Raw genomic sequence first — 19503 nt, 5'->3', positions numbered from 1 at the left:
CGGTATCCTCTGCCTGATCTTGTTGTTGTACGATAGTGCCAACTTCTAGTCCATTTCTTATACTCCGGCGGCATTCGGAGCGCAAAAACTTTTGTGATACGATGAGTCACTTTCTCCGGAGACGCCCATGTCGCGCCAACAGTCCATCCGGGAACGCCTGCAGGCGGCCCTGACCCTGGAACACCTCGAAATCATCAACGAATCCCACATGCACAGCGGCCCTCCCAACCGCGAGACCCATTTCAAGGTGGTTCTGGTGTCGCCGGAATTCACGGGCAAGCGCGCTGTGCAACGCCATCAGGCGGTGTATGCGGTGTTGGGGGAAGAACTGAAAACCGGACTGCATGCTCTGGCGCTGCATACCTATACCCCGGCAGAATGGCAGGAAACCGGCGCGGCCCCGGCCAGTCCCGCTTGCCAGCATCAGCGGGAGGTGTAGGTTATGGACGGTTATATTGCCCTGAAACACCTGCACATGACCTGCGTGGCGTTGAGCGGTGTCTTCTTCATGGTGAGGGGGATGTGGTTGCTGCAAACGCCGCAACGCCTGCAAGCCAAATGGGTGCGTATCAGCCCGCACATCATTGATACGCTGCTGCTGTTGTCCGGCGTTGGAATGCTGGTGGCGGGCGGGTTCTTCCCGCCGTTTGTCCATGTCAAGCTGGCGCTGCTGGTGGTTTACATCGGGCTGGGCGTCATGGCATTCCGCAAGGCGAAAACCCAGGGACAGAAAGCCGGGTTTTTGCTGGCCGCCCTGACAGTATTCCTGTTCATCATCAGCGTGGCGATGACCAAGCAACTGTTGGGCGTGTTTTCCTGAAAGTTGGATCGCTTGATTCAAGAGCCATGGATGGCTCCATTAACAACTCAAGTCACGCAACCTGCACTTTCAAGAATCTTCCTGCAAGCGCCGTATCCGGTCTTCTTCCTCTTTCTTGGCGTCATCAATGGCCTGAAAGATACTGATCAGATCCACCAGCGTCGTATCTTCTTCAGCCACACCCGTCAGGTGCGTCTCCGGCGTCAGCATTCCCTCTTCATACAGCGCCCAGATTTCCCGTTCATAGGCGGTATCCAGCAATTCCGGGGCAAATTGGCCGAAATATTCCGCCAGATTGCGCACGTCCCGTTCCAGCATGGTGCGCGCATGAGCGTTGGCGGCGGCATCCACCGCTTGAGGCAGGTCAATGATGACCGGGCCCTGCGGGTCCATCAGGATGTTGTATTCCGACAAATCGCCGTGAACCAGACCGGCGCAGAGCATCCGCACCACTTCACGAATCAGCTGCTGGTGGCACTCCACGGCGTCTTCAGGGCTGAAATCCACTTCACTGAGGCGGGGGGCTGGGTGGCCTTCACCGTCGTTGACCATTTCCATCAGCAACACGCCGTCATGGCAGCCAAAAGGAACGGGTACGCGCACCCCGGCTTCGGACAAGCGATACAGGGCGCTGACTTCGGCATTCTGCCAGGTTTCTTCACTTTCCTGCTTGCCGAAGCGCGAACCTTTGGCCATGGCGCGGGCGTCACGGGTATTGCGCACCTTGCGGCCTTCACGATAGACCGAGGCCTGCCGGAAGCTGCGATGCTGGAGATCCTTGTAGACTTTGGCGCAACGCAAGGTTTCGCCGCAGCGAACCAGGTAAACGGTGGCTTCCTTGCCGCTTTTCAGCTGGGAAACCACTTCGTCAATGATGCCGTCTTCCAGCAGGGGTTCAAGTCGTTTCGGTGTTTTCATCGATGGGGCGTGTCGTTTCCGGTTGGTGTGGCCGGTCAGTTCAGATGGCGTCATCTTACCATTGGCCGATAGCGTACCGGCCAGCACAAAGCACCGGAACGTTGAAAAAATAAAAAAAGGGGCACCGAAGTGCCCCCAATCGCTTCCAACTCGGAAAAATCGATTACCAGTGCTGACCCGGCAGCACATTGGCCAGCGCAATGGCCGCTGCACTGGGTTTTTTCTCGTTCAGGCCCTTGGCTGCCGCCGACGACGGGAACAGCTTGAAACCAAGGCTGAGGATGCGGTCATTCAGCTTCGGCCACAGTGCATAGGAAATCTCGGCAGTTTGACCCAGCGAGGTCTTGATGCGCTTCGGCTTCTCGACAATGGCCCTGATCACCAGATTGGCGGCCTGGTCCGGCGTGTAGGTCGGCACATAGTCATACATCTTGGTCGGGGCAATCATCGGTGTGCGCACCAGCGGCATGTAGATAGCGGTGGTTTCGATGTTGAAGGCCTTCACCTCGGCCGACAGGCAGCGGGTAAACGCATCCAGCGCCGCCTTGCTGGCCACGTAGGCGGAGAAGCGGGGCGCATTCGCCAGGCAGCCAATCGACGAGATGTTGATGATCTGGCCGCGCTTGCGAACCTGCATCGACGGCAGCAGCGCCATGATCAAGCGGATGGTGCCGAAATAGTTCAGCTGCATGGTGCGTTCGAAGTCATGGAAACGGTCATAGGACTCGATCACGGCGCGGCGGATGGAACGGCCGGCGTTGTTGATCAGGATATCCACATGGCCCTGTTCCGCCAGCACCTGGGCGGCCATGGCGTCAATGGCTTGCAGGTTGGTGAGGTCGCAGGGGTAAATATAAGCCTCGCCACCCACGGCGCGGATCATTTCCGCCGTCTGCTCCAGCTTCTCCACACCACGGGCCACCAGCAAGACGCGGGCACCGGCCTTGCCCAGCTTCTTGGCCACAGTCAGGCCGATACCGCTGGAAGCACCGGTGATCAACACCGTCTTGCCGCGCACCACACGCAGCGCCTTGCCGGAAGCAAAAGCGGTGTCATCCAGGTACCATTCCCAGTATTCGAACAGCTTCTCGGCATAGGTTTCCAGCGACGGGCACTGGATGCCGCTGCCGGCCAGCGCCTTGCGGGTGTGGCTGTCATCATAGATGGCCTTGTTGAAGACAAAGCCGATAGCCGATATGGGAATGCCGATGGACTTGGAAATGGACGTTGCCAGATGGCTGCTGCCCAGCCTGCCCAGCAGTTCGCGGGCCATGCCGGGGATTTTCACATCGCCCAGGGGAAGGCTCTTGGCAAACTCCGGTCCGTGGGCGGCGGCGAAGAGGATTTGCATCATCTCGCCAACGGTCGGAGCCGGGTTTTGCACAAGACAGAACACTTTGCGGTCCAGTCCTTCCTTGTGAGCAATGTGATCCACCGCATCCGCCACGTAATCAACGGGGCAAACGGGCATTTGGCCGCCGTCAATGCCGAGCAGGGGTAACCACTTCGGAACATTGTCGCGGATGCGCTGAATCAACTTGAAGAAATAGTAGGGGCCGTCAATCTTGTCCATGACGCCCGTTTGTGAATCGCCCACCACCACGCCCGGACGATAGATGCGGTAGGGCACCTTGCTTTCGTCGCGTACGATTTTTTCGGCGGTGAACTTGCTGCGGTAATACGGATGGGTCAGGTTCTGACCTTCATCAAAATGGGTTTCCTTGAACACGCCGTCCCATTCGGTGCCGGCAACGGCAATGGAGCTCATATGGTGCAGGCGCACCTTGCCGCCCAGGCGGTTGACGAAATCAACCACATTGGCCGTGCCCTGGTTGTTGACGGCTTCACCGGTGGCGTCGTCCATGTTCATGTCATAGACGGCGGCGAGGTGGAAAACGTGATCGATCTTGCCGGTCAGTTTCGCAGTGTCTTCGGCGGAAATAAGGCCCGGCTGGGAAATATCGCCGAAGACGGGAATCAGTTGTTGTTCGGTGGCGCCCAGCTCATCCAGCAGTTCTTCGAATTTGTGCTGGGAGGACTTGCGGACCAGCATATAGACCACAGCGCCTTCGCGACGCAGCAGGCGAGCCAGCAGGAAGCGTCCAATGAAGCCGGTACCGCCGGTGACGAAATAGTTCATGTGAGTTACCCCTCTTTTATTAGAAAAAAGTCTGGCGGATTGACATGCCCAAACATCATCGCCCGACGTTGTGTGAGGCATTATAGGGGAGAGGTCTATAGTGCTAGTATTCTAAAACGCTCATAAAATGCACTATTTTTAGCAGAAGTCTTGACATTTTGTGTAGAGCAATAGCACTAAACAAACAAGTCTAATTGAGGATGATTGTCAACTGGCCAAAGTAAGGAGGGGAAGACAACCCTTAGGTTTGAAGCCATCCCAACTATATTGCTATATCCCTGTGTGGCATCATTGGCTTAGCTTTATGCACAACACCCATATTCCAACGATAATCCAACTCACAACTCAGGATAGTTCGGGCATAACAACATGAGGAGCGCATGAGCGACGCCATCCGGCTAGAGGGTCAAACCGTCGACAGATTCATCTACAACTCCGAAGAGTTGCGGCGTTACCTGTTTACGCCTCACCCCATGCCCGCCCACTCGCTGCAGGAATACATCGAGACTTCCACCCAGATTACCCCGCAACAACTCAAGGCCGCGCTGGCCGAATCGGTCAAGGCCCCGGACCGGCATCTGGCTGCAACCCTGCATCGACTCGACTTCATCAATGAAAGGGACTTGGCGCTGATCCTCAGTGCGGGTTTCGGGTTGCCGTTGGTCGACCCCGTTGGATTCGACATCCAGCCGGAAATCCTCAAAATGATTCCGGTGGCCTTTGCGCGGCAACAACTGGTCATGCCGCTGATGATGCACGAAGGCATGCTGGTGGTGGCCGTTACCGACCCGGCAGACAACGAGTTGCTGGAACGCCTGCAGTTCATGACCAATAAAGGCATTGAGCTGGCCGTGGCCACCCGGAATGAAATCCTGCTGGCCATTTCCGCCCACTACAACACAGGGGAAATTGCCAATGCCCTGGATTTTGTCAATATCGGCCAGACACCGGAAGCCGAAGACACCGCCCGGTTCAACGAAACCGCCCAGGGCCCTTTGGTGCAACTGGTGCAGAACCTGATTGCCGACGCCATCATCAAACGCGCCTCCGACATCCATCTGCGCCCCGAGGAAGACAGCGCCGATATACTGTTCCGCATTGACGGCGAGTTGCGGCACCAGCTCACCCTCAACAAGCGCTTGCATGCCACCATCGTTTCGCGGCTCAAGATCCTGGGCGGCATGGATATCTCGGAACGCCGCATTCCCCAAGACGGGCGGGCCAGGGTCAGCTTCTCGGGCAAGGACATTGATTTACGGTTGTCCGTGGTGCCGGACGTCAATGGTGAAGACGTCGTGATCCGCCTTCTCGATTCGCAATATGCCATGCACCGCCTGGAGGACCTGGGCTATGAAGGGACGGATGCCGAACGCATCAAGAGCCTGCTGGACCGCACCAGCGGCATGTTCCTGGTGACCGGCCCCACCGGCTCCGGCAAATCAACCACGCTGTACACGGTGCTGGCGCAAATCAAGAGCGACACCATCAACATCATCACCATTGAAGACCCGGTCGAATACCATATGAAAGGTATCGCGCAGATCCAGGTCAACCAGCAAACCGGCTACACCTTTGCCAAGGCCTTGCGCGCCATTCTGCGTCATGACCCGGACGTGATCATGGTCGGTGAAATCCGGGATGAGGAAACTGCCCGCATTTCCGTGGAAAGCGCCCTGACCGGCCATTTGGTGTTAAGCACACTGCATACCAACAGCGCGGCGGCCACCATCACCCGTTTTCTGGAAATCGGTATTCCGTCCTATCTCATCAGCAGCACGCTGAGCGGGGTGCTGGCCCAACGACTAGTGCGCTCCAATTGCCCGCATTGCCTGGTGGTGGAAGAGGTGAGCGAAGGCATCCGCTTGGAAATGGGGGCGACACTGGACGAGCTCTTCTATAAGGGAGCGGGCTGCGACAAATGCGACCAGCGCGGCACCCATGGACGCCGAGCTGTCTATGAACTACTGGTCATGACCAATGTCATTCGCACAGCGCTGGTGGGCGGTATTGCCGCCCATGAAATCCAGCAACTGGCTGTCGATAACGGCATGACCACGCTGGCGACCCATGCCTTGCATCTGGCGCAGCAAAAGTATATTTCCCTGCATGAAGCCTACCGGGTCAGGCTGGATTGACGGCCGCTGCGGGGCAGGCCGGCTTCCACTTCCCGACATTCTCCCGGCAACAGCTTTCCCAGCTCCCAATCCCCGATTCTGACCCTTACCAGCCGCAAGGTTGGAAACCCGGCCGCCGCCGTCATCCGCCGCACCTGACGGTTGCGGCCCTCCGTGATTTCCAGTTCCACCCAACTGGTGGGAATGGCGGCTCGATAACGCACCGGCGGCGTACGCGGCCATAACCCGGGCGCATCCAGCTTGCGAACCCGCGCCGGACGGGTGGGGCCGTCATTCAACATCACGCCCCGTGTCAAAGAGGAAACCGCTTCCTCGGTAATGTCTCCTTCTACTTGCGCCCAATAAGTCTTCGGCAACTTGAATTTGGGATGGGTGATACGGGCGTTCAACGCGCCATCAGCCGTCAACAGCAACAACCCTTCCGAATCCATGTCGAGACGCCCGCAGGGGTGAATGTCCGGATCATTGAAGAAATCAGCCAGTGTTGACCGATCGTCGGTCTTCCGGAATTGGGTCAGCACGCCATAGGGTTTGTTAAAAAGAATCAGCTCAGACATGGACTTACCATTAAATTGGCTTATGGGCATATTTCCCTAATAAATCCCGTTGACGGTCATTTTTGCCCGCCAAGGCATTAACATAGGCGGCAGATTCCGGCGCCTCATCCCCCGCGCCGGCGCTCACACACCAACACCTACAAGGGAGTACCTGCACAATGGGTTACCAGAAGATTAAGGTTCCGGCCGATGGTGACAAAATCACCGTAAACGCCGACCTGTCACTGAATGTCCCCAATTTTCCGATTATCCCATTTATTGAAGGCGATGGTATCGGCGTTGACATCAGCCCGGTCATGATCAAGGTGGTCAATGCCGCCGTGACCAAGGCCTATGGCAGCAAGCGCGCCATCTCCTGGATGGAAATCTACTGCGGCGACAAGTCCGCACGCCTGTATGGCAACAACAACTACATGCCCGAAGAAACCATTGAGGCGCTTCGCGAATTCGTGGTCAGCATCAAAGGTCCGTTGTCCACTCCGGTTGGCGGCGGCATGCGTTCGCTGAACGTGGCGTTGCGCCAGGAACTGGATCTGTATGTCTGCATGCGCCCCGTGCGCTGGTTCAAGGGCGTGCCCAGTCCCGTCAGCCACCCCGAATTGACTGACATGATCATCTTCCGTGAAAACTCCGAAGATATCTATGCCGGTATCGAGTGGAAAGCCGACAGCCCCGAAGCCATCAAGGTCATCAAGTTCCTGCGTGAGGAAATGGGCGTCAAGAAGATCCGTTTCCCCGAAGGTTGCGGCATCGGCATCAAGCCGGTTTCGAAGGAAGGTTCGCAGCGCCTGGTGCGCAAGGCCATCCAGTACGCCATCGACAACGACAAGCCCTCCGTCACCTTGGTGCACAAGGGCAACATCATGAAGTACACCGAAGGTGCATTCCGTGATTGGGGCTACGAGCTGGCCGCTGAACGTTTTGGCGCCGAACTGATTGACGGCGGTCCGTGGATGTCCTTCAAGAATCCCAAGACTGGTCGTGAAATCATCATCAAGGATGTCATTGCCGACGCCTTCCTGCAGCAGATCCTGATGCGTCCCGCCGAGTACTCCGTCATTGCGACGCTGAACCTGAACGGCGACTACATCTCTGATGCGCTGGCGGCGGAAGTGGGCGGCATTGGTATTGCTCCGGGCGCCAACCTCGGCGGTTCCGTGGCCAATTTCGAAGCCACCCACGGCACAGCACCGAAGTACGCTGGTCAGGACAAAGTGAACCCAGGCTCCATCATCCTCTCGGCGGAAATGATGTTGCGCCATATGGGCTGGCTCGAAGCCGCCGACCTGATCATCAAGGGCGTGCAGGGTTCCATCGACGCCAAGACGGTGACTTATGACTTTGAACGCCTGATGCCCGACGCCACGTTGATGCGTTGTTCGGAGTTCGGCGACGCCATCATCCGTCACATGGACTGATGCGTTCTTCAATCTGAAGCAATATAACCACAGGCTCCTCCGGGGGCCTGTGGTTTTTGGTAATCACTGCTGACGATTTTGTTTCCCCCATCTCCGTCCAAAGTCTTAAACTAACCGCTTGTCCGTTCCCCCTTGTCAAAAGCGGCTACCAAACCCATACCTTTTTGTAGGCACCTTGTGATGGGAAATACCTTTCCATTTGACCTAATATCAAACCAGTTGCCCGATGAGGGCAGCGAATCCGGTGAAGGCGGCCTGGCTGTCCAGGAAGCCAAACCGGCGCTCAAAATGCCATCACTGTTTCAGGTGGTGTTGCTGAATGACGACTACACACCCATGGATTTTGTGGTAGAAGTGCTGGAAGGTTTCTTTGGATTGAATCGCGAGCAAGCCACCCGTGTCATGCTGGCGGTACATTACGAAGGTAAGGGAGTTGCCGGGGTTTATCCCCGCGATATCGCCGAAACCAAGGCTCAACAAGTCGTAGACCATGCCCGCGAACACGAGCATCCGCTCATGTGCCGGGTCGAACAGAAATCCGCATGAGCGGATAAGACAGGTGGTGAAATGCTCAGTCGCGATCTAGAAGTCTCGCTCAATCTGGCCTTCCGGGATGCCCGTTCGAAGCGCCATGAGTTCATGACCGTGGAACACCTGCTGTTGGCCTTGCTCGATAACGACTCGGCCGTGAAGGTGCTCAAGGCCTGTGGCGTGGATATGCCCGGCCTTCGTCGCGATCTCACCCAGTTTGTTGATGAAACAACGCCCAAGTTGGGCTCACGCGAGGCAGACCGTGAAACCCAGCCGACGCTTGGATTTCAGCGGGTCTTGCAGCGGGCGGTGTTTCATGTCCAGTCCTCAGGCAAGAAAGAAGTGTCCGGCGCCAATGTGCTGGTGGCCATTTTCTCCGAGCAGGAGTCACAGGCTGTCTATTTCCTGAAAAAGCAGAACATCAGCCGACTGGATGTGGTCAACTTCATTTCACACGGCATTACCAAGCAAGGCGACGAAAGCAGCAATGACGATGCCGCCGGCAGCAACGACGCTTCCTCCATGGATGAAGAGGGCGGCGATGCCATGCCCAAAAGCGCGTTGGCGGCCTATGCCTCCAACCTCAATGACCTGGCCCGTGACGGCAAGATTGATCCATTGATCGGCCGTGACGCCGAAGTGGAGCGCGCCGCCCAGATTCTCTGCCGCCGCCGCAAAAACAACCCGCTGCTGGTGGGCGAGCCTGGTGTTGGCAAAACCGCCATTGCCGAAGGTCTGGCTTGGCTGATTGTCAGCGGCAAAGCCCCCGAGGCACTGCAAAAAGCGGTGGTCTACAGTCTGGATATGGGTGCGTTGCTGGCCGGCACCAAGTATCGCGGCGACTTCGAGAAGCGCTTCAAGGCTCTGCTGAACGAACTGAAAAAGCATGAAGACGCCATCCTGTTCATTGATGAAATCCACACCATCATCGGCGCCGGGGCGGCCAGCGGCGGCGTGATGGACGCCTCGAACCTGATCAAGCCGGTGCTGGTGAACGGCAGCATGCGCTGCATGGGTTCCACCACTTATCAGGAATACCGGGGCATTTTCGAGAAGGACCGGGCGCTGTCGCGCCGTTTCCAGAAGATCGACATTCCTGAGCCGACGGTCGGCGAGACTTACCAGATACTCAAGGGCTTGAAGTCGCGTTTTGAAGAGCACCATGGCGTGCGTTATACCGACAAGGCGCTGGAAGTGGCCGCCGAACTGGCGGACCGCTACATCAACGAACGCTTCCTGCCGGACAAGGCTATTGACGTGATTGACGAGGCGGGCGCCTTCCAGCGCCTGCAGGCGCCCAGCAAGCGCAAAAAAACCATTGGCGTTGGCGAGATTGAAGATGTGGTGGCACGGATTGCCCGCATCCCGCCGAAATCGGTTTCCACCAACGACAAGGAATCGCTGCGCAATCTGGAACGTGACCTGAAGATGACCGTGTTTGGCCAGGATCAGGCGATTGATGCGCTGACCTCCGCCATCAAGCTGTCACGCGCCGGTTTGAAGGCTCCGGAAAAACCGGTGGGATGCTTCCTGTTCGCCGGGCCTACCGGCGTTGGCAAGACAGAAGTCACCAAGCAGTTGGCCAAGATCATGGGCATTGAGCTGGTGCGCTTCGACATGTCCGAGTACATGGAACGTCACACGGTATCGCGTTTGATTGGCGCTCCGCCCGGCTATGTCGGTTTTGATCAGGGCGGCCTGTTGACGGAAGCCATCACCAAGCATCCGCATTGCGTGTTGTTGCTGGATGAAATCGAAAAGGCGCACCCCGAGGTCTTTAACCTGCTGTTGCAGGTAATGGATCACGGCACGCTGACCGACAACAACGGCCGCAAGTCAGACTTCCGCCACGTCATCCTGGTGTTGACCACCAATGCCGGAGCGGAAAGCATGACCCGCGCCAGTATCGGCTTCACCCAACAGGATCACAGCACCGACGGCGCTGAGGTGATGAAGAAAATGTTCTCGCCGGAGTTCCGTAACCGGCTGGACGCCATCATTCAGTTCCAGTCGCTGGATATGCTGGTAATTGCCGGAGTGGTGGACAAGTTCCTGACCGAACTTCAAGCCCAACTGGATGACAAGCATGTGGTGCTGGATGTGGATGAGAGCGCCCGTTTGTGGCTGGCCGAGCATGGCTATGACAAGCACATGGGCGCACGCCCCATGGCGCGGGTGATTCAGGAAAATCTGAAGAAGCCGCTGGCCGAAATCATTCTGTTTGGAGAGCTGGCCGGGCATGGCGGTCAGGTGCATGTCACCGTAGAGAACGGCAAGATTGCACTGCATGTGGAAACAGCGGAGCGGAAGACCGCGACCCCGGCTTGAAATTCCTGCGTTTCTTCCTTCCTGCAAAGCCAGGGGGGAAGTTCACAGGAATTCCGGAAGAGGGTGGCATTTCCAACTTGCCAACAAACGCAAAAAGCCACTTGAATGTGGCTTTTTACTAATCAACAAGCTTAGCGGACGCGGTAGGTGATGCGGCCTTTGCTCAGGTCATAAGGGGTCATTTCGACTTTGACCTGATCACCCGTCAGAATGCGGATGTAGTGTTTGCGCATTTTGCCCGAGATGTGGGCGATCACGACGTGACCGTTTTCCAGTTGTACGCGGAACATGGTGTTGGGCAGGGTGTCAATCACCGTGCCGTCCATCTCGATCTGCTCTTCTTTGTTTGACATAGCAACCCTGAAGCGAATAAATAACATGCACATGCGTGCCGGTGGGCGAATATTCTGCCTTATTTCCCTCCGGATAGCAAAAGAAAATGCCCGACAATCCAGGATTGGCCGGACATACCGCCTTAATCAGAGCGGCTTTCCAGCCAATCACCGATGGTTTTCCAGATGTGTTCCGGCGCCTTGCTGCTATGCACCAACCCCAAGTGACCGCCTGGAGCCACCCGGAATTCCTTGTCCGTGGAAGACACGAAGTCGAGCAGGGTTTCGACCGCGGCCGGGGTAACCATGTTGTCCGTTTTGCCCGCAAACACCAGCAGTGAGCAATCAATGTCGGACAGACGCATTTCCCGATCGCCGATCGTCATGTAGCCCTTGGCCAACTCGTTGTCGATCCAGATGCGCACCGACATGTCCTGAACAATGCCGCCGGGGTAAGCCACCATGCCGTCCAGGAACGAAGCCGTGGTTGCATGATTAATGACAAAATCCCGATCCGCCAGCTTGCCTAGCAGTTCCCAATACCCTCGCAGATTACTGACCGGGTCCATCAGCTTGAAGCCCAGGGTGTTCATCCAGCCCGGTGTGTGCAGCCACTGCGGATTGAGATTATGGATGCGGAAGCCGGTGTTATTACGCACCCACTCCGCTTGACGGTTAAGCATCTGGTACATTTTGCCCAGCTTTCCGGAGGCATGGCTGTTGATGGGCGAACCCAGCACCATCAGGTTGCGGATATGCTTGTCGTGATTGAGGGCGGTATAGCAGAGCACACAGATGCCGCCCATGCTCCAGCCGTGCAGGGACAAATCCAGGGAGCCGCTGTGCTCGCGCACCTTGGCCAGAAACTCGGGCATCAACTCGCCGCAGTAAGTGGCCAGGTTGTAATGGGCATGACGCCGGCGCGGCACCCCCCAGTCAATCAGATAGATGTCATAACCGCGCGCCTGCAGGTAGCGGATCATGCTGCGTTCGGGGAACAAGTCATAGATGTACATGTTCACGGCCAGTGGCGGCACAATCACCAGCGGCACGGCATGACGCTCCTGCGCCACCGGCACCTTGACGCCATCCAGCAGGATGTAGTCACCTGCCAACGGATGATAATGTCGCAGGCGCACCAGACCGTTGTCGTGGATGACTTCGTAGGGACTGCGTCCGGCCAGTACCATGTCCTGCGGTTTCAGCAGTCGGTCGGACAGGTTGCGAACGGCGCGGCGGGCGTTTTTCCGGACGGGCTTGAGTTTGCGGACGGCGGCGGTGTTGGTCATGCGATAACTTCCGGCAGTATGTACGGCGCTCATCATAGGCGAGGGAGAGTGACCTGTCAGTGGCAGGAATCCGATTGACACGGCAAATCAGGTCAATTTCTGCAGATCAGGCCCCTGAACCGTGGCTGTTCAGTTCTGATATCATGCGCCCCATTCGCACCGGGCCTGCGCCCGATCCGCCTTTCCCTGTTCCGGATACGTCATGAGTCAAGTCGTTATTGCTGCGCTTTATCAGTTCCGCCCCGTCGAAAACCCCGCCATGCTGCAGGAGTCTTTACGGACATTTTGCCGGGAACAGGGCATCCTTGGCACGCTGATCGTGGCGGGAGAGGGCATTAACGGCACCGTTTCCGGCAGCCGTGAGGCTATTTCGAACTTGCACCGGTTATTACTGGAGCATGGCTTCTCCCGCATGGAATACAAGGAGTCGTTTGCTGAGGCCCATCCTTTCCGCAAGTTGAAGATCAAGCTGAAACAGGAGATCGTGACGCTGGGTGTCGAAGTCAACCCGCGCGAGCATGTGGGCACTTACCTGAATCCGCAGCAATGGCACGAACTGATTCAGCAACCGGATGTGCTGGTCATCGATACCCGCAACGACTACGAAGTCATGACCGGCACCTTCAAGGGCGCTATCGACCCCAAAACCCGCACCTTTGGCGAGTTTCCGGAATATGTGGCCAAGGAACTGGCCGCCGCCAAGGACAAGAAGATTGCCATGTTCTGCACCGGTGGCATCCGTTGCGAAAAATCCACAAGTTATCTGCTGCAGGAAGGCTTCCGCGAGGTTTACCACCTGAAGGGCGGCATCCTGAACTACCTGGCGGAAATTCCGGATCAGGAAAGTTTGTGGAAAGGGGAGTGTTTTGTCTTCGACAGCCGGGTGGGGGTGGAGCACGGCGTAAGTCCCGGCCATACCCGCATGTGTTTTGGTTGCGGCCATCCTTTGCAGGAGGAAGACTTGCAGAGCCCGCATTTTGAAGACGGTGTAGCTTGCGCCTGGTGTCACGACAAGACCACGGATGATCAGAAGTCGCGGTTTCGCATGCGCCAGCGCCAGCACGAACTGGCGCGGCAGCGCAACGACGCCTGATCAGGCGACTGGGTTTCGCCCTGCCCAGTCACGGGAAAATTGCGCCGCACTGCGCCCGGAGCGGTTACCCCGACCCTGCGCCCATTGCAGGGCAGCCATGCGCGCGGCTTCATCCAGTTCCAGTCCGTAACTGCCTAACCAATGCCGCACAATGTCCAGATAGTTATCCTGGGACATAGCATAGAAAGACAGCCACAGCCCGAAACGGTCGGACAGCGAAATCTTGTCCTCCACGGCCTCTCCCGGATGAAGTTCACCGTCTTCACCGGCGCTGGTTTGCAGGTTGTCGGACATGAACTCCGGCAACAGGTGGCGGCGATTGCTGGTGGCATAGATCAGGACATTGTCACTGCCCGCGTGCAGGCTGCCGTCCAGGGTGGTTTTCAGGGCGCGGTAACTGGCGTCGTCCGCCGTGAAGGACAAGTCATCACAATAAATGATGAAGCGTTCTGGCCTGTGTGAAACCAGGCTGATGATGTCGGAAAGGTCATTCAGGTGATCGCGGTCCACTTCAATAACACGCAGACCTTCATCGCCGAACGCATTCAGTAATCCCTTGACCAGCGAAGACTTCCCAGTGCCGCGACTGCCGGTCAGCAAGACGTTGTTGGCGGGCCGCTTATGCACAAACTGACGGGTATTGCGGGTGATTTCGGCCTTCTGCCGGTCAATGCCGCACAGGTCATCCAGACGAATGGGGCTAAGGTCTCTTACGGTTTCCAGCGTACCCTGGCGTCCGTCAACGCGCCAGCGGAAGGCGCGACCGTTTTCCCAGTCGGTGGCGGCCGGAACAGACGGCAACAGATGCCGCGCTTGGGCGACCAATAATTGTAATTCTTCGAGGAAATCGGCAGGTAAATTCATTTCGGCGTATCCGGAATTGCAGGTGCATCGCTATAATACACAAATCGTTACGTTTTCGACCGGATCGTATGAAAACCTTATTTCGCCGCAGTTTGTCAATGCTTGCCCTGATTCCCGCTCTGGCCGTGGCTGCCGGTTTTGAAGATGCCATGCTGGCGTTTGAGAACCGGAATTATCCGGCGGCACTGTCCCTGGTGGAGCCTTTGGCCAAAACCGGTGATCCGGCGGCCATGACCTTGCTGGGCCGCATTCTGGACGAAGGCATGCACCAGCCCTCCAAGGCCTTCATCTGGTACCGGCAGGCCGCGGTCAAGGGCTATGCCGAAGCGCAACTGCAACTGGCCGAGCTGTATGACGCCGGGGAGGGTGTGCCCCAGGATATCGAGACCGCTGTTCTGTGGTATGAAAAAGCCGCCGAGAAAGACAACGAAGAGGCGCTGATTGCCTTGGCCCAGCACTATACCGCCGACCTGAATCATCAAAAATCCGCCGTGCCCTATTATGAGCGGGCTGCCGGAATGGGCAACGCCACGGCCCAGTACCAGTTGGGATTGATTTATCTGGGCGACAATGGCATTGCCCGCGACGATGTCAAGGCTTGGCTATACCTGAGCCTGGCGGCAGACCGCATTCCTGAAGCTGCACAAGCGCGGGATGTGCTGGAAATCAACCTTGGGGAGGGCACGCTGTCCTTCGCCCGCAAAGCACTGGCCGATTGGGAAAAGTCACACTGAGGCCACCTGGAATCCAGTAACGCTTCATATTTGATATTTATTGCAATAAACGCGGTTCTTCCGGTCGATTAAACACCGGGTTTTGTCTGCTCCCTCTGTCTAGAACCGTTGAATTGTTGTATTTTCCGTTAAGCCTGTCCGGCATGGTAAGGGATCGATATCGGGAATCGGCATCAAGGATTCCCGGAACCGGCTGACTGTCATGAACCTGCCTCGCGGGAGCAAACGCTCATGTTGCTGAAGAACAAGATCAGCCTGCTACGACAGGCGCTGGATCAGGCCGGTTCCTATGCCGAGTGGCGGGAAATCGGCCTGGAGCTGGATGCACTGACCGGACTGGATCTCTGGAAGCTCGATAATGCTTCTGAGCATTACAACCACGAACTGATTCGTGACCGGTTGATGAGCCTGCGCCGCAACCTGCGCCAGCAGGATGACCGTCAGCTGATGCGCTCCTTGCGGGAAGGCCTTCACCATGATTTGGGCAATATCGGCAATCCGCTGTTGTATTCCTACGCCCATGTCGGCACCAAACGCCTGATTGAAGACTATATTGATCAGGTTTGCCTGTCGCTGGATCATCTGTGCGATACCCCGCTGGATTTCATGACGCTGGAGCAGAAGCGCCGCTTCTTTGAGGACACCTACCACAGTTATGGTCAGCCGTCGCTGATGCTGTCCGGCGGCGCCACGCTGGGCTTGTGGCATATCGGCGTCTGCAAGGCGCTGCATGAACAGGGCCTGCTGCCCAAGGTGATTTCCGGCTCAAGCGCCGGGTCCATTGTCGCCTCCATCATCGGCACCCATACAGATGCCGAGCTGGAAGGGTTTTACGATGGCGACGGCCTTTATCTGCACGCCTGGACCTGGAAACGCATTCGTGACGGCCTGCTGGGCCAGGGTTTTGCCGACCAGCGCCAACTGGAAAAATTCCTGCGCAACAACATCGGCGAATACACCTTTGAAGAGGGCTTTGCCCGCACCGGCCGTCATGTAAACATCACGGTTTCGCCGGTGCATGCCACGCACAACAAAGCACGACTGATGAATGAACTGACCTCGCCCTACCTGTTGATGTGGAGCGCCTCGCTGGCCTCGTGCGCAGTACCCATTCTCTTCCCCCCGGTGACGCTCACGACCAAGACCGACCAAGGCGACTATCAGCCCTATATGCCTCTGAAGCAGTGGGTGGATGGTTCGGTGCGCACTGACTTGCCGCGCCAGCGTCTGGCCCGGTTGTTCAATGTCAATTTCTTTATCGCCAGTCAGGTCAACCCGCACATTGTACCTTTCATGCAGTCTGACAAGGACCGACTTCAAAAGGGCAAGCTAGCGTCATGGCCGAAAAAAGTGGCGCGCGCCCAAGTGCAGATGGTGGGGATGGGCATGCTCGATTTCATGCGGCAGCGCACCGGCATCGAAGTGTTGCGGCAATTGATGGATCATGGTTACGGCATCATCGGCCAGCGCTATTACGGCGACGTCACCATCATTGCCCGCTACACGCCACGGCATTATTCCTATATGCTGCAAAATCTGGATAAAAAGACACTGGTCTGGTTCCGGACGCAGGCTGAACGGGTCACTTGGCCGAAAATCGCCATGATCCAGACCCACGCCAAGGTCGGTCAGACCCTGGATCGCTGTCTGACCAGGATTTCGCAGCAATTGCAACAACAGGAAGAACAGCGTTCGGGCAAGATTATCCATCTAAACACCCGTCGCCGTCATAAAGCACAGCTGGGATAGCACTTAAGCAGAGACAACAAGAAAGGTTCCGTCAGAAATCATGAGTATTGAATTACCCGGGTACAAGATTAGCCGTGAGTTAGGCAAAGGCGGCATGGCGACCGTATATCTGGCTATCCAGATATCCTTCGGCCGCGAAGTGGCGCTCAAGGTCATGGCTCCGCATCTGGCGGCTGAACCCGGATTCCCCGAACGGTTCAACAGTGAAGCCCGCATGGTGGCCGCACTGTCACACCCGCATATTGTTACCGTCTATGACGTCGCCTCGCACAACAACTATCATTATCTGGCGATGGAGTATCACACCGGCGGCGATCTCAGTTCCCGTATTTCCAGTGGCGGATTGACGCCCTACGAAGCCCTGCGCATTACCCGGCAATTGGCCGATGCCTTGGGCCTCGCTCATTCCAAGGGCGTAGTGCACCGGGATATCAAACCCGATAACGTCCTCTTTCGCGCCCACAACGATGACGCCATCCTGACTGATTTCGGCATTGCCCGGGACATGGGGGCGGAAAGCAACCTGACCCAGATCGGCTCAACGGTGGGTACGCCCAAGTACATGAGTCCGGAACAAGCACGCGGCCTGAAAGTCGACGGTCGCGCGGACCTTTACAGCTTGGGCATCATGCTGTTTGAAATGCTGACCGGCAAGCCGCCATTTTCAGCACCGGACACCATTTCCCTGGCCATCAAGCATTGCCAGGAGCCGGTTCCGCGTTTGCAGGGTGATCTTTCCCGCTATCAGGGGCTGATCGACAAATTGCTGGCCAAGGATGTCAAGAACCGCTTCCAGAACGGTACGGAAGTGATGACAGCCATTGATAACCTGCTTCGCGCCCCGGTCCAGAGGGCTGCTGCCCAACAGGCGCATCCCCAACCCCAGCCAGTCAGCAAGCCGGCCGCCGGTTTATCACTGGGCGTACCGTCGGCGCTGGAGTCCCTGACTCCGCCGACCGAAGCCGAGAAGAAACCTTATGAGCCGTTCTTCAAATTTGATGAACAGATCGGCGGTAACTTCTTTTTCCGTAAATACATCTATACCCTGTCGTTTTCCTGCGACGACTATGAAGAGTTCAAGGAAAAACGGGAGAGGATGCACCGCAAATTACGTGACTGGATGAGCATGCGCGGCAAGAAAGCCGGTGAGCTACATGTCACCATTCAAGCGCATCCTTGGATTCATGCACGGATCTGGGAAGTGCTGACGGACGACCAGCCTTACGACAGCCCTTTTGGCATGCTGCTGGAACAGGCGACGGTCACGCTGAAGATATTTGATGAACTGCAACCGCAGGCAGGTAAAAAGATTTTGTTGCGGGACAAGGGCAAGAAAGTACCGGAGGACAAGGCTGAAATTTTGGAACAAAGTTGATTATCCAAAAGCCTCACTTCGACTAACCCGCTTCGGCGGGTTTGTCGTTTTGGGCCGCTCCTTAACCGGTAATACCGACTCATGGTGCATTTGCCCCTGTATTTCCCTGAGAAATTTATTTTTGGCACGTCCTTTGCTTCCCGTTAGGCATTACTCAGGAGAGCAGGGCGATGTTGCGAGTCCTTTTGGTCAATGATACCCCCAAGCAGGTCGGCCGCCTGCGCACTGCGCTGGTGCTGGCGGGTTGCGAAGTCGTGGAGGAGGTGACTTCCGCCCTGATGATTCCCCGTCGCGTTGCCGAACTTAAAGCCGATATAGTCATCATTGACACCGAGTCCCCCAGCCGCGATGTACTGGAACAAATTTGCGTCGTTAGTCAGGATGAGCCTCGGCCCATCGTCATGGTCAGCGAGGACCGCCAGCCGGAAGCCATCAAGGCCGCCATCAAGGCCGGGGTGTCAGCCTATGTAGTGGAAGACATTGATCAGCATCGCTTGGGTGCAGTCCTGGAAGTGGCGCAAGCCCGTTTCGAGCAGGATCAGGCACTGCTGTCGCAAATACGTGAAGCTGAGCTGAAACTGAATGAACGCAAGACCGTGGAACGCGCCAAGGGCATATTGATGCAGCTGCGCTCCATGAATGAGGCCGAGGCTTACCATGCCATGCGGAAAATGGCGATGGATCGCAATATCCGCATCATTGATGTCGCTCAGAAACTGCTGGCCATGAATGAGTTACTGGCCTGACGAAATCCCGGCTATCTACTTCTAGAACATCAACCGCCCACCTTGGGCGGTTTTTTATTCATTTCCATGCACCAGAAACTTCCACCTCGCGCGGTTATGTCTCATTCATGCACCGAATAAGGGATGGCTTGACTCCGGCGTCGTTATTCACGGTTTCCCAACACGATCGCCAAAGCAAACTTGATTATTAAATAATCATATGCCCTAACAGATCTCAGCCATGCCCTGTTTTGCTCCTAAAAGCAACATCCATTACCGTAACAGCACTCCAAAACACCCGCCCAGTGCCGGTGCAGTCACCAATATCGGGCAAAACCGGCACCATTGTGGTGAATACGATGTTTTTAACCCCACAACACCACTTGGCACGCCTCTTGCTTGTGTTATGGCATGAGTAAAATTGGCCAACGTTGGCTTTGCTCCGATGTCAGGCATGCGTTCCTGGGCATCTGCAACATGGTTGGGACAATGGCG

The 19503-nt window shown here is 56.7% G+C and carries 17 protein-coding genes; 11 read left to right on the top strand and 6 right to left on the bottom strand.

The window, feature by feature from the left end; all coding sequences use genetic code 11:
* Positions 1-127 precede the first annotated feature (127 nt).
* Together Q7T36_RS00625 and Q7T36_RS00620 are read left to right on the top strand one after the other, a co-directional pair.
* Complete coding sequence (locus tag Q7T36_RS00625; protein ID WP_304842911.1) at positions 128-439, top strand: BolA family transcriptional regulator; 312 nt, start codon at positions 128-130, stop codon at positions 437-439.
* A gap of 3 nt (positions 440-442) precedes the next feature.
* The gene (locus Q7T36_RS00620) at positions 443-820 is read left to right on the top strand and encodes a SirB2 family protein (RefSeq protein WP_304842909.1); all 378 of its coding nucleotides are present in this window, start codon (positions 443-445) and stop codon (positions 818-820) included.
* Positions 821-889: 69 nt separating this feature from the next.
* Here the strand turns inward: Q7T36_RS00620 and Q7T36_RS00615 are convergent, their stop codons facing one another.
* Positions 890-1738, bottom strand: a complete 849-nt coding sequence (locus tag Q7T36_RS00615) for a PA4780 family RIO1-like protein kinase (protein WP_370690030.1) — start codon at positions 1736-1738, stop codon at positions 890-892.
* Between the two features lie 163 nt (positions 1739-1901).
* The gene (locus tag Q7T36_RS00610; RefSeq protein ID WP_304842905.1) at positions 1902-3878 is read right to left on the bottom strand and encodes an SDR family oxidoreductase; all 1977 of its coding nucleotides are present in this window, start codon (positions 3876-3878) and stop codon (positions 1902-1904) included.
* 380 nt (positions 3879-4258) lie between these two features.
* On the opposite strand from Q7T36_RS00610, the gene Q7T36_RS00605 reads away from it, so the two are divergent.
* Positions 4259-6013: a GspE/PulE family protein gene (locus Q7T36_RS00605; protein WP_304842903.1), complete on the top strand. Its 1755-nt coding sequence runs from the start codon at positions 4259-4261 to the stop codon at positions 6011-6013.
* Here Q7T36_RS00605 and Q7T36_RS00600 read toward each other — a convergent pair.
* The gene (locus Q7T36_RS00600; protein WP_304842901.1) at positions 5992-6570 is read right to left on the bottom strand and encodes a pseudouridine synthase; all 579 of its coding nucleotides are present in this window, start codon (positions 6568-6570) and stop codon (positions 5992-5994) included. The genes Q7T36_RS00605 and Q7T36_RS00600 overlap by 22 nt on opposite strands.
* A 158-nt stretch (positions 6571-6728) precedes the next feature.
* On the opposite strand from Q7T36_RS00600, the gene icd reads away from it, so the two are divergent.
* The 3 genes from icd to clpA all read left to right on the top strand — a co-directional run bounded on the left by icd (position 6729) and on the right by clpA (position 10847).
* Positions 6729-7988, top strand: coding sequence for an NADP-dependent isocitrate dehydrogenase (gene icd / locus Q7T36_RS00595; protein ID WP_304842899.1), 1260 nt, complete (start codon positions 6729-6731; stop codon positions 7986-7988).
* A 180-nt stretch (positions 7989-8168) separates the two neighbouring features.
* Positions 8169-8534, top strand: a complete 366-nt coding sequence (clpS, locus tag Q7T36_RS00590) for an ATP-dependent Clp protease adapter ClpS (RefSeq protein WP_304842897.1) — start codon at positions 8169-8171, stop codon at positions 8532-8534.
* A gap of 21 nt (positions 8535-8555) precedes the next feature.
* A complete protein-coding gene (gene clpA, locus Q7T36_RS00585; RefSeq protein WP_304842895.1) occupies positions 8556-10847 on the top strand; it encodes an ATP-dependent Clp protease ATP-binding subunit ClpA in 2292 nt (763 codons plus the stop codon).
* A 131-nt stretch (positions 10848-10978) separates the two neighbouring features.
* Here the strand turns inward: clpA and infA are convergent, their stop codons facing one another.
* Together infA and Q7T36_RS00575 are read right to left on the bottom strand one after the other, a co-directional pair.
* Positions 10979-11200 (bottom strand): translation initiation factor IF-1, encoded by a 222-nt coding sequence (gene infA, locus Q7T36_RS00580; protein ID WP_304842893.1) that lies wholly within the window; start codon positions 11198-11200, stop codon positions 10979-10981.
* Positions 11201-11322: 122 nt separating this feature from the next.
* A complete protein-coding gene (locus Q7T36_RS00575; RefSeq protein ID WP_304842890.1) occupies positions 11323-12468 on the bottom strand; it encodes an alpha/beta fold hydrolase in 1146 nt (381 codons plus the stop codon).
* 202 nt (positions 12469-12670) lie between these two features.
* Between Q7T36_RS00575 and Q7T36_RS00570 the strand changes: the two genes are divergently transcribed.
* Positions 12671-13561 (top strand): rhodanese-related sulfurtransferase, encoded by an 891-nt coding sequence (locus Q7T36_RS00570; protein WP_304842888.1) that lies wholly within the window; start codon positions 12671-12673, stop codon positions 13559-13561.
* On the opposite strand, the gene Q7T36_RS00565 is transcribed toward Q7T36_RS00570, so the two are convergent.
* Positions 13562-14425 (bottom strand): ATP-binding protein, encoded by an 864-nt coding sequence (locus tag Q7T36_RS00565; RefSeq protein ID WP_304842886.1) that lies wholly within the window; start codon positions 14423-14425, stop codon positions 13562-13564.
* Between the two features lie 98 nt (positions 14426-14523).
* Here Q7T36_RS00565 and Q7T36_RS00560 point away from each other — a divergent pair, with 98 nt between their 5' ends.
* The 4 genes from Q7T36_RS00560 to Q7T36_RS00545 all read left to right on the top strand — a co-directional run bounded on the left by Q7T36_RS00560 (position 14524) and on the right by Q7T36_RS00545 (position 19029).
* Complete coding sequence (locus Q7T36_RS00560) at positions 14524-15159, top strand: tetratricopeptide repeat protein (protein ID WP_304842884.1); 636 nt, start codon at positions 14524-14526, stop codon at positions 15157-15159.
* Between the two features lie 231 nt (positions 15160-15390).
* Positions 15391-16908: a DUF3336 domain-containing protein gene (locus tag Q7T36_RS00555; protein WP_304842882.1), complete on the top strand. Its 1518-nt coding sequence runs from the start codon at positions 15391-15393 to the stop codon at positions 16906-16908.
* 40 nt (positions 16909-16948) lie between these two features.
* Complete coding sequence (locus Q7T36_RS00550; protein WP_304842880.1) at positions 16949-18283, top strand: serine/threonine-protein kinase; 1335 nt, start codon at positions 16949-16951, stop codon at positions 18281-18283.
* 170 nt (positions 18284-18453) lie between these two features.
* The gene (locus tag Q7T36_RS00545; protein ID WP_304842878.1) at positions 18454-19029 is read left to right on the top strand and encodes an ANTAR domain-containing response regulator; all 576 of its coding nucleotides are present in this window, start codon (positions 18454-18456) and stop codon (positions 19027-19029) included.
* Positions 19030-19503: the final 474 nt, after the last annotated feature.

Source organism: Fluviicoccus sp., from assembly GCF_030646115.1.
Lineage (GTDB): Bacteria > Pseudomonadota > Gammaproteobacteria > Pseudomonadales > Moraxellaceae > Fluviicoccus.
This window is presented reverse-complemented; position numbering and strand designations above follow the sequence as displayed.

Coding starts and splice junctions, on each gene's coding strand:
- clpS (WP_304842897.1), top strand. CDS start 8,169: ATGGGAAATACCTTTCCATTTGACCTAATATCAAACCAGTTGCCCGAT.
- Q7T36_RS00570 (WP_304842888.1), top strand. CDS start 12,671: ATGAGTCAAGTCGTTATTGCTGCGCTTTATCAGTTCCGCCCCGTCGAA.
- Q7T36_RS00605 (WP_304842903.1), top strand. CDS start 4,259: ATGAGCGACGCCATCCGGCTAGAGGGTCAAACCGTCGACAGATTCATC.
- icd (WP_304842899.1), top strand. CDS start 6,729: ATGGGTTACCAGAAGATTAAGGTTCCGGCCGATGGTGACAAAATCACC.
- Q7T36_RS00560 (WP_304842884.1), top strand. CDS start 14,524: ATGCTTGCCCTGATTCCCGCTCTGGCCGTGGCTGCCGGTTTTGAAGAT.
- Q7T36_RS00615 (WP_370690030.1), bottom strand. CDS start 1,738: ATGAAAACACCGAAACGACTTGAACCCCTGCTGGAAGACGGCATCATT.
- infA (WP_304842893.1), bottom strand. CDS start 11,200: ATGTCAAACAAAGAAGAGCAGATCGAGATGGACGGCACGGTGATTGAC.
- Q7T36_RS00575 (WP_304842890.1), bottom strand. CDS start 12,468: ATGACCAACACCGCCGCCGTCCGCAAACTCAAGCCCGTCCGGAAAAAC.
- Q7T36_RS00550 (WP_304842880.1), top strand. CDS start 16,949: ATGAGTATTGAATTACCCGGGTACAAGATTAGCCGTGAGTTAGGCAAA.
- Q7T36_RS00610 (WP_304842905.1), bottom strand. CDS start 3,878: ATGAACTATTTCGTCACCGGCGGTACCGGCTTCATTGGACGCTTCCTG.
- Q7T36_RS00600 (WP_304842901.1), bottom strand. CDS start 6,570: ATGTCTGAGCTGATTCTTTTTAACAAACCCTATGGCGTGCTGACCCAA.
- Q7T36_RS00625 (WP_304842911.1), top strand. CDS start 128: ATGTCGCGCCAACAGTCCATCCGGGAACGCCTGCAGGCGGCCCTGACC.
- clpA (WP_304842895.1), top strand. CDS start 8,556: ATGCTCAGTCGCGATCTAGAAGTCTCGCTCAATCTGGCCTTCCGGGAT.
- Q7T36_RS00555 (WP_304842882.1), top strand. CDS start 15,391: ATGTTGCTGAAGAACAAGATCAGCCTGCTACGACAGGCGCTGGATCAG.
- Q7T36_RS00545 (WP_304842878.1), top strand. CDS start 18,454: ATGTTGCGAGTCCTTTTGGTCAATGATACCCCCAAGCAGGTCGGCCGC.
- Q7T36_RS00565 (WP_304842886.1), bottom strand. CDS start 14,425: ATGAATTTACCTGCCGATTTCCTCGAAGAATTACAATTATTGGTCGCC.
- Q7T36_RS00620 (WP_304842909.1), top strand. CDS start 443: ATGGACGGTTATATTGCCCTGAAACACCTGCACATGACCTGCGTGGCG.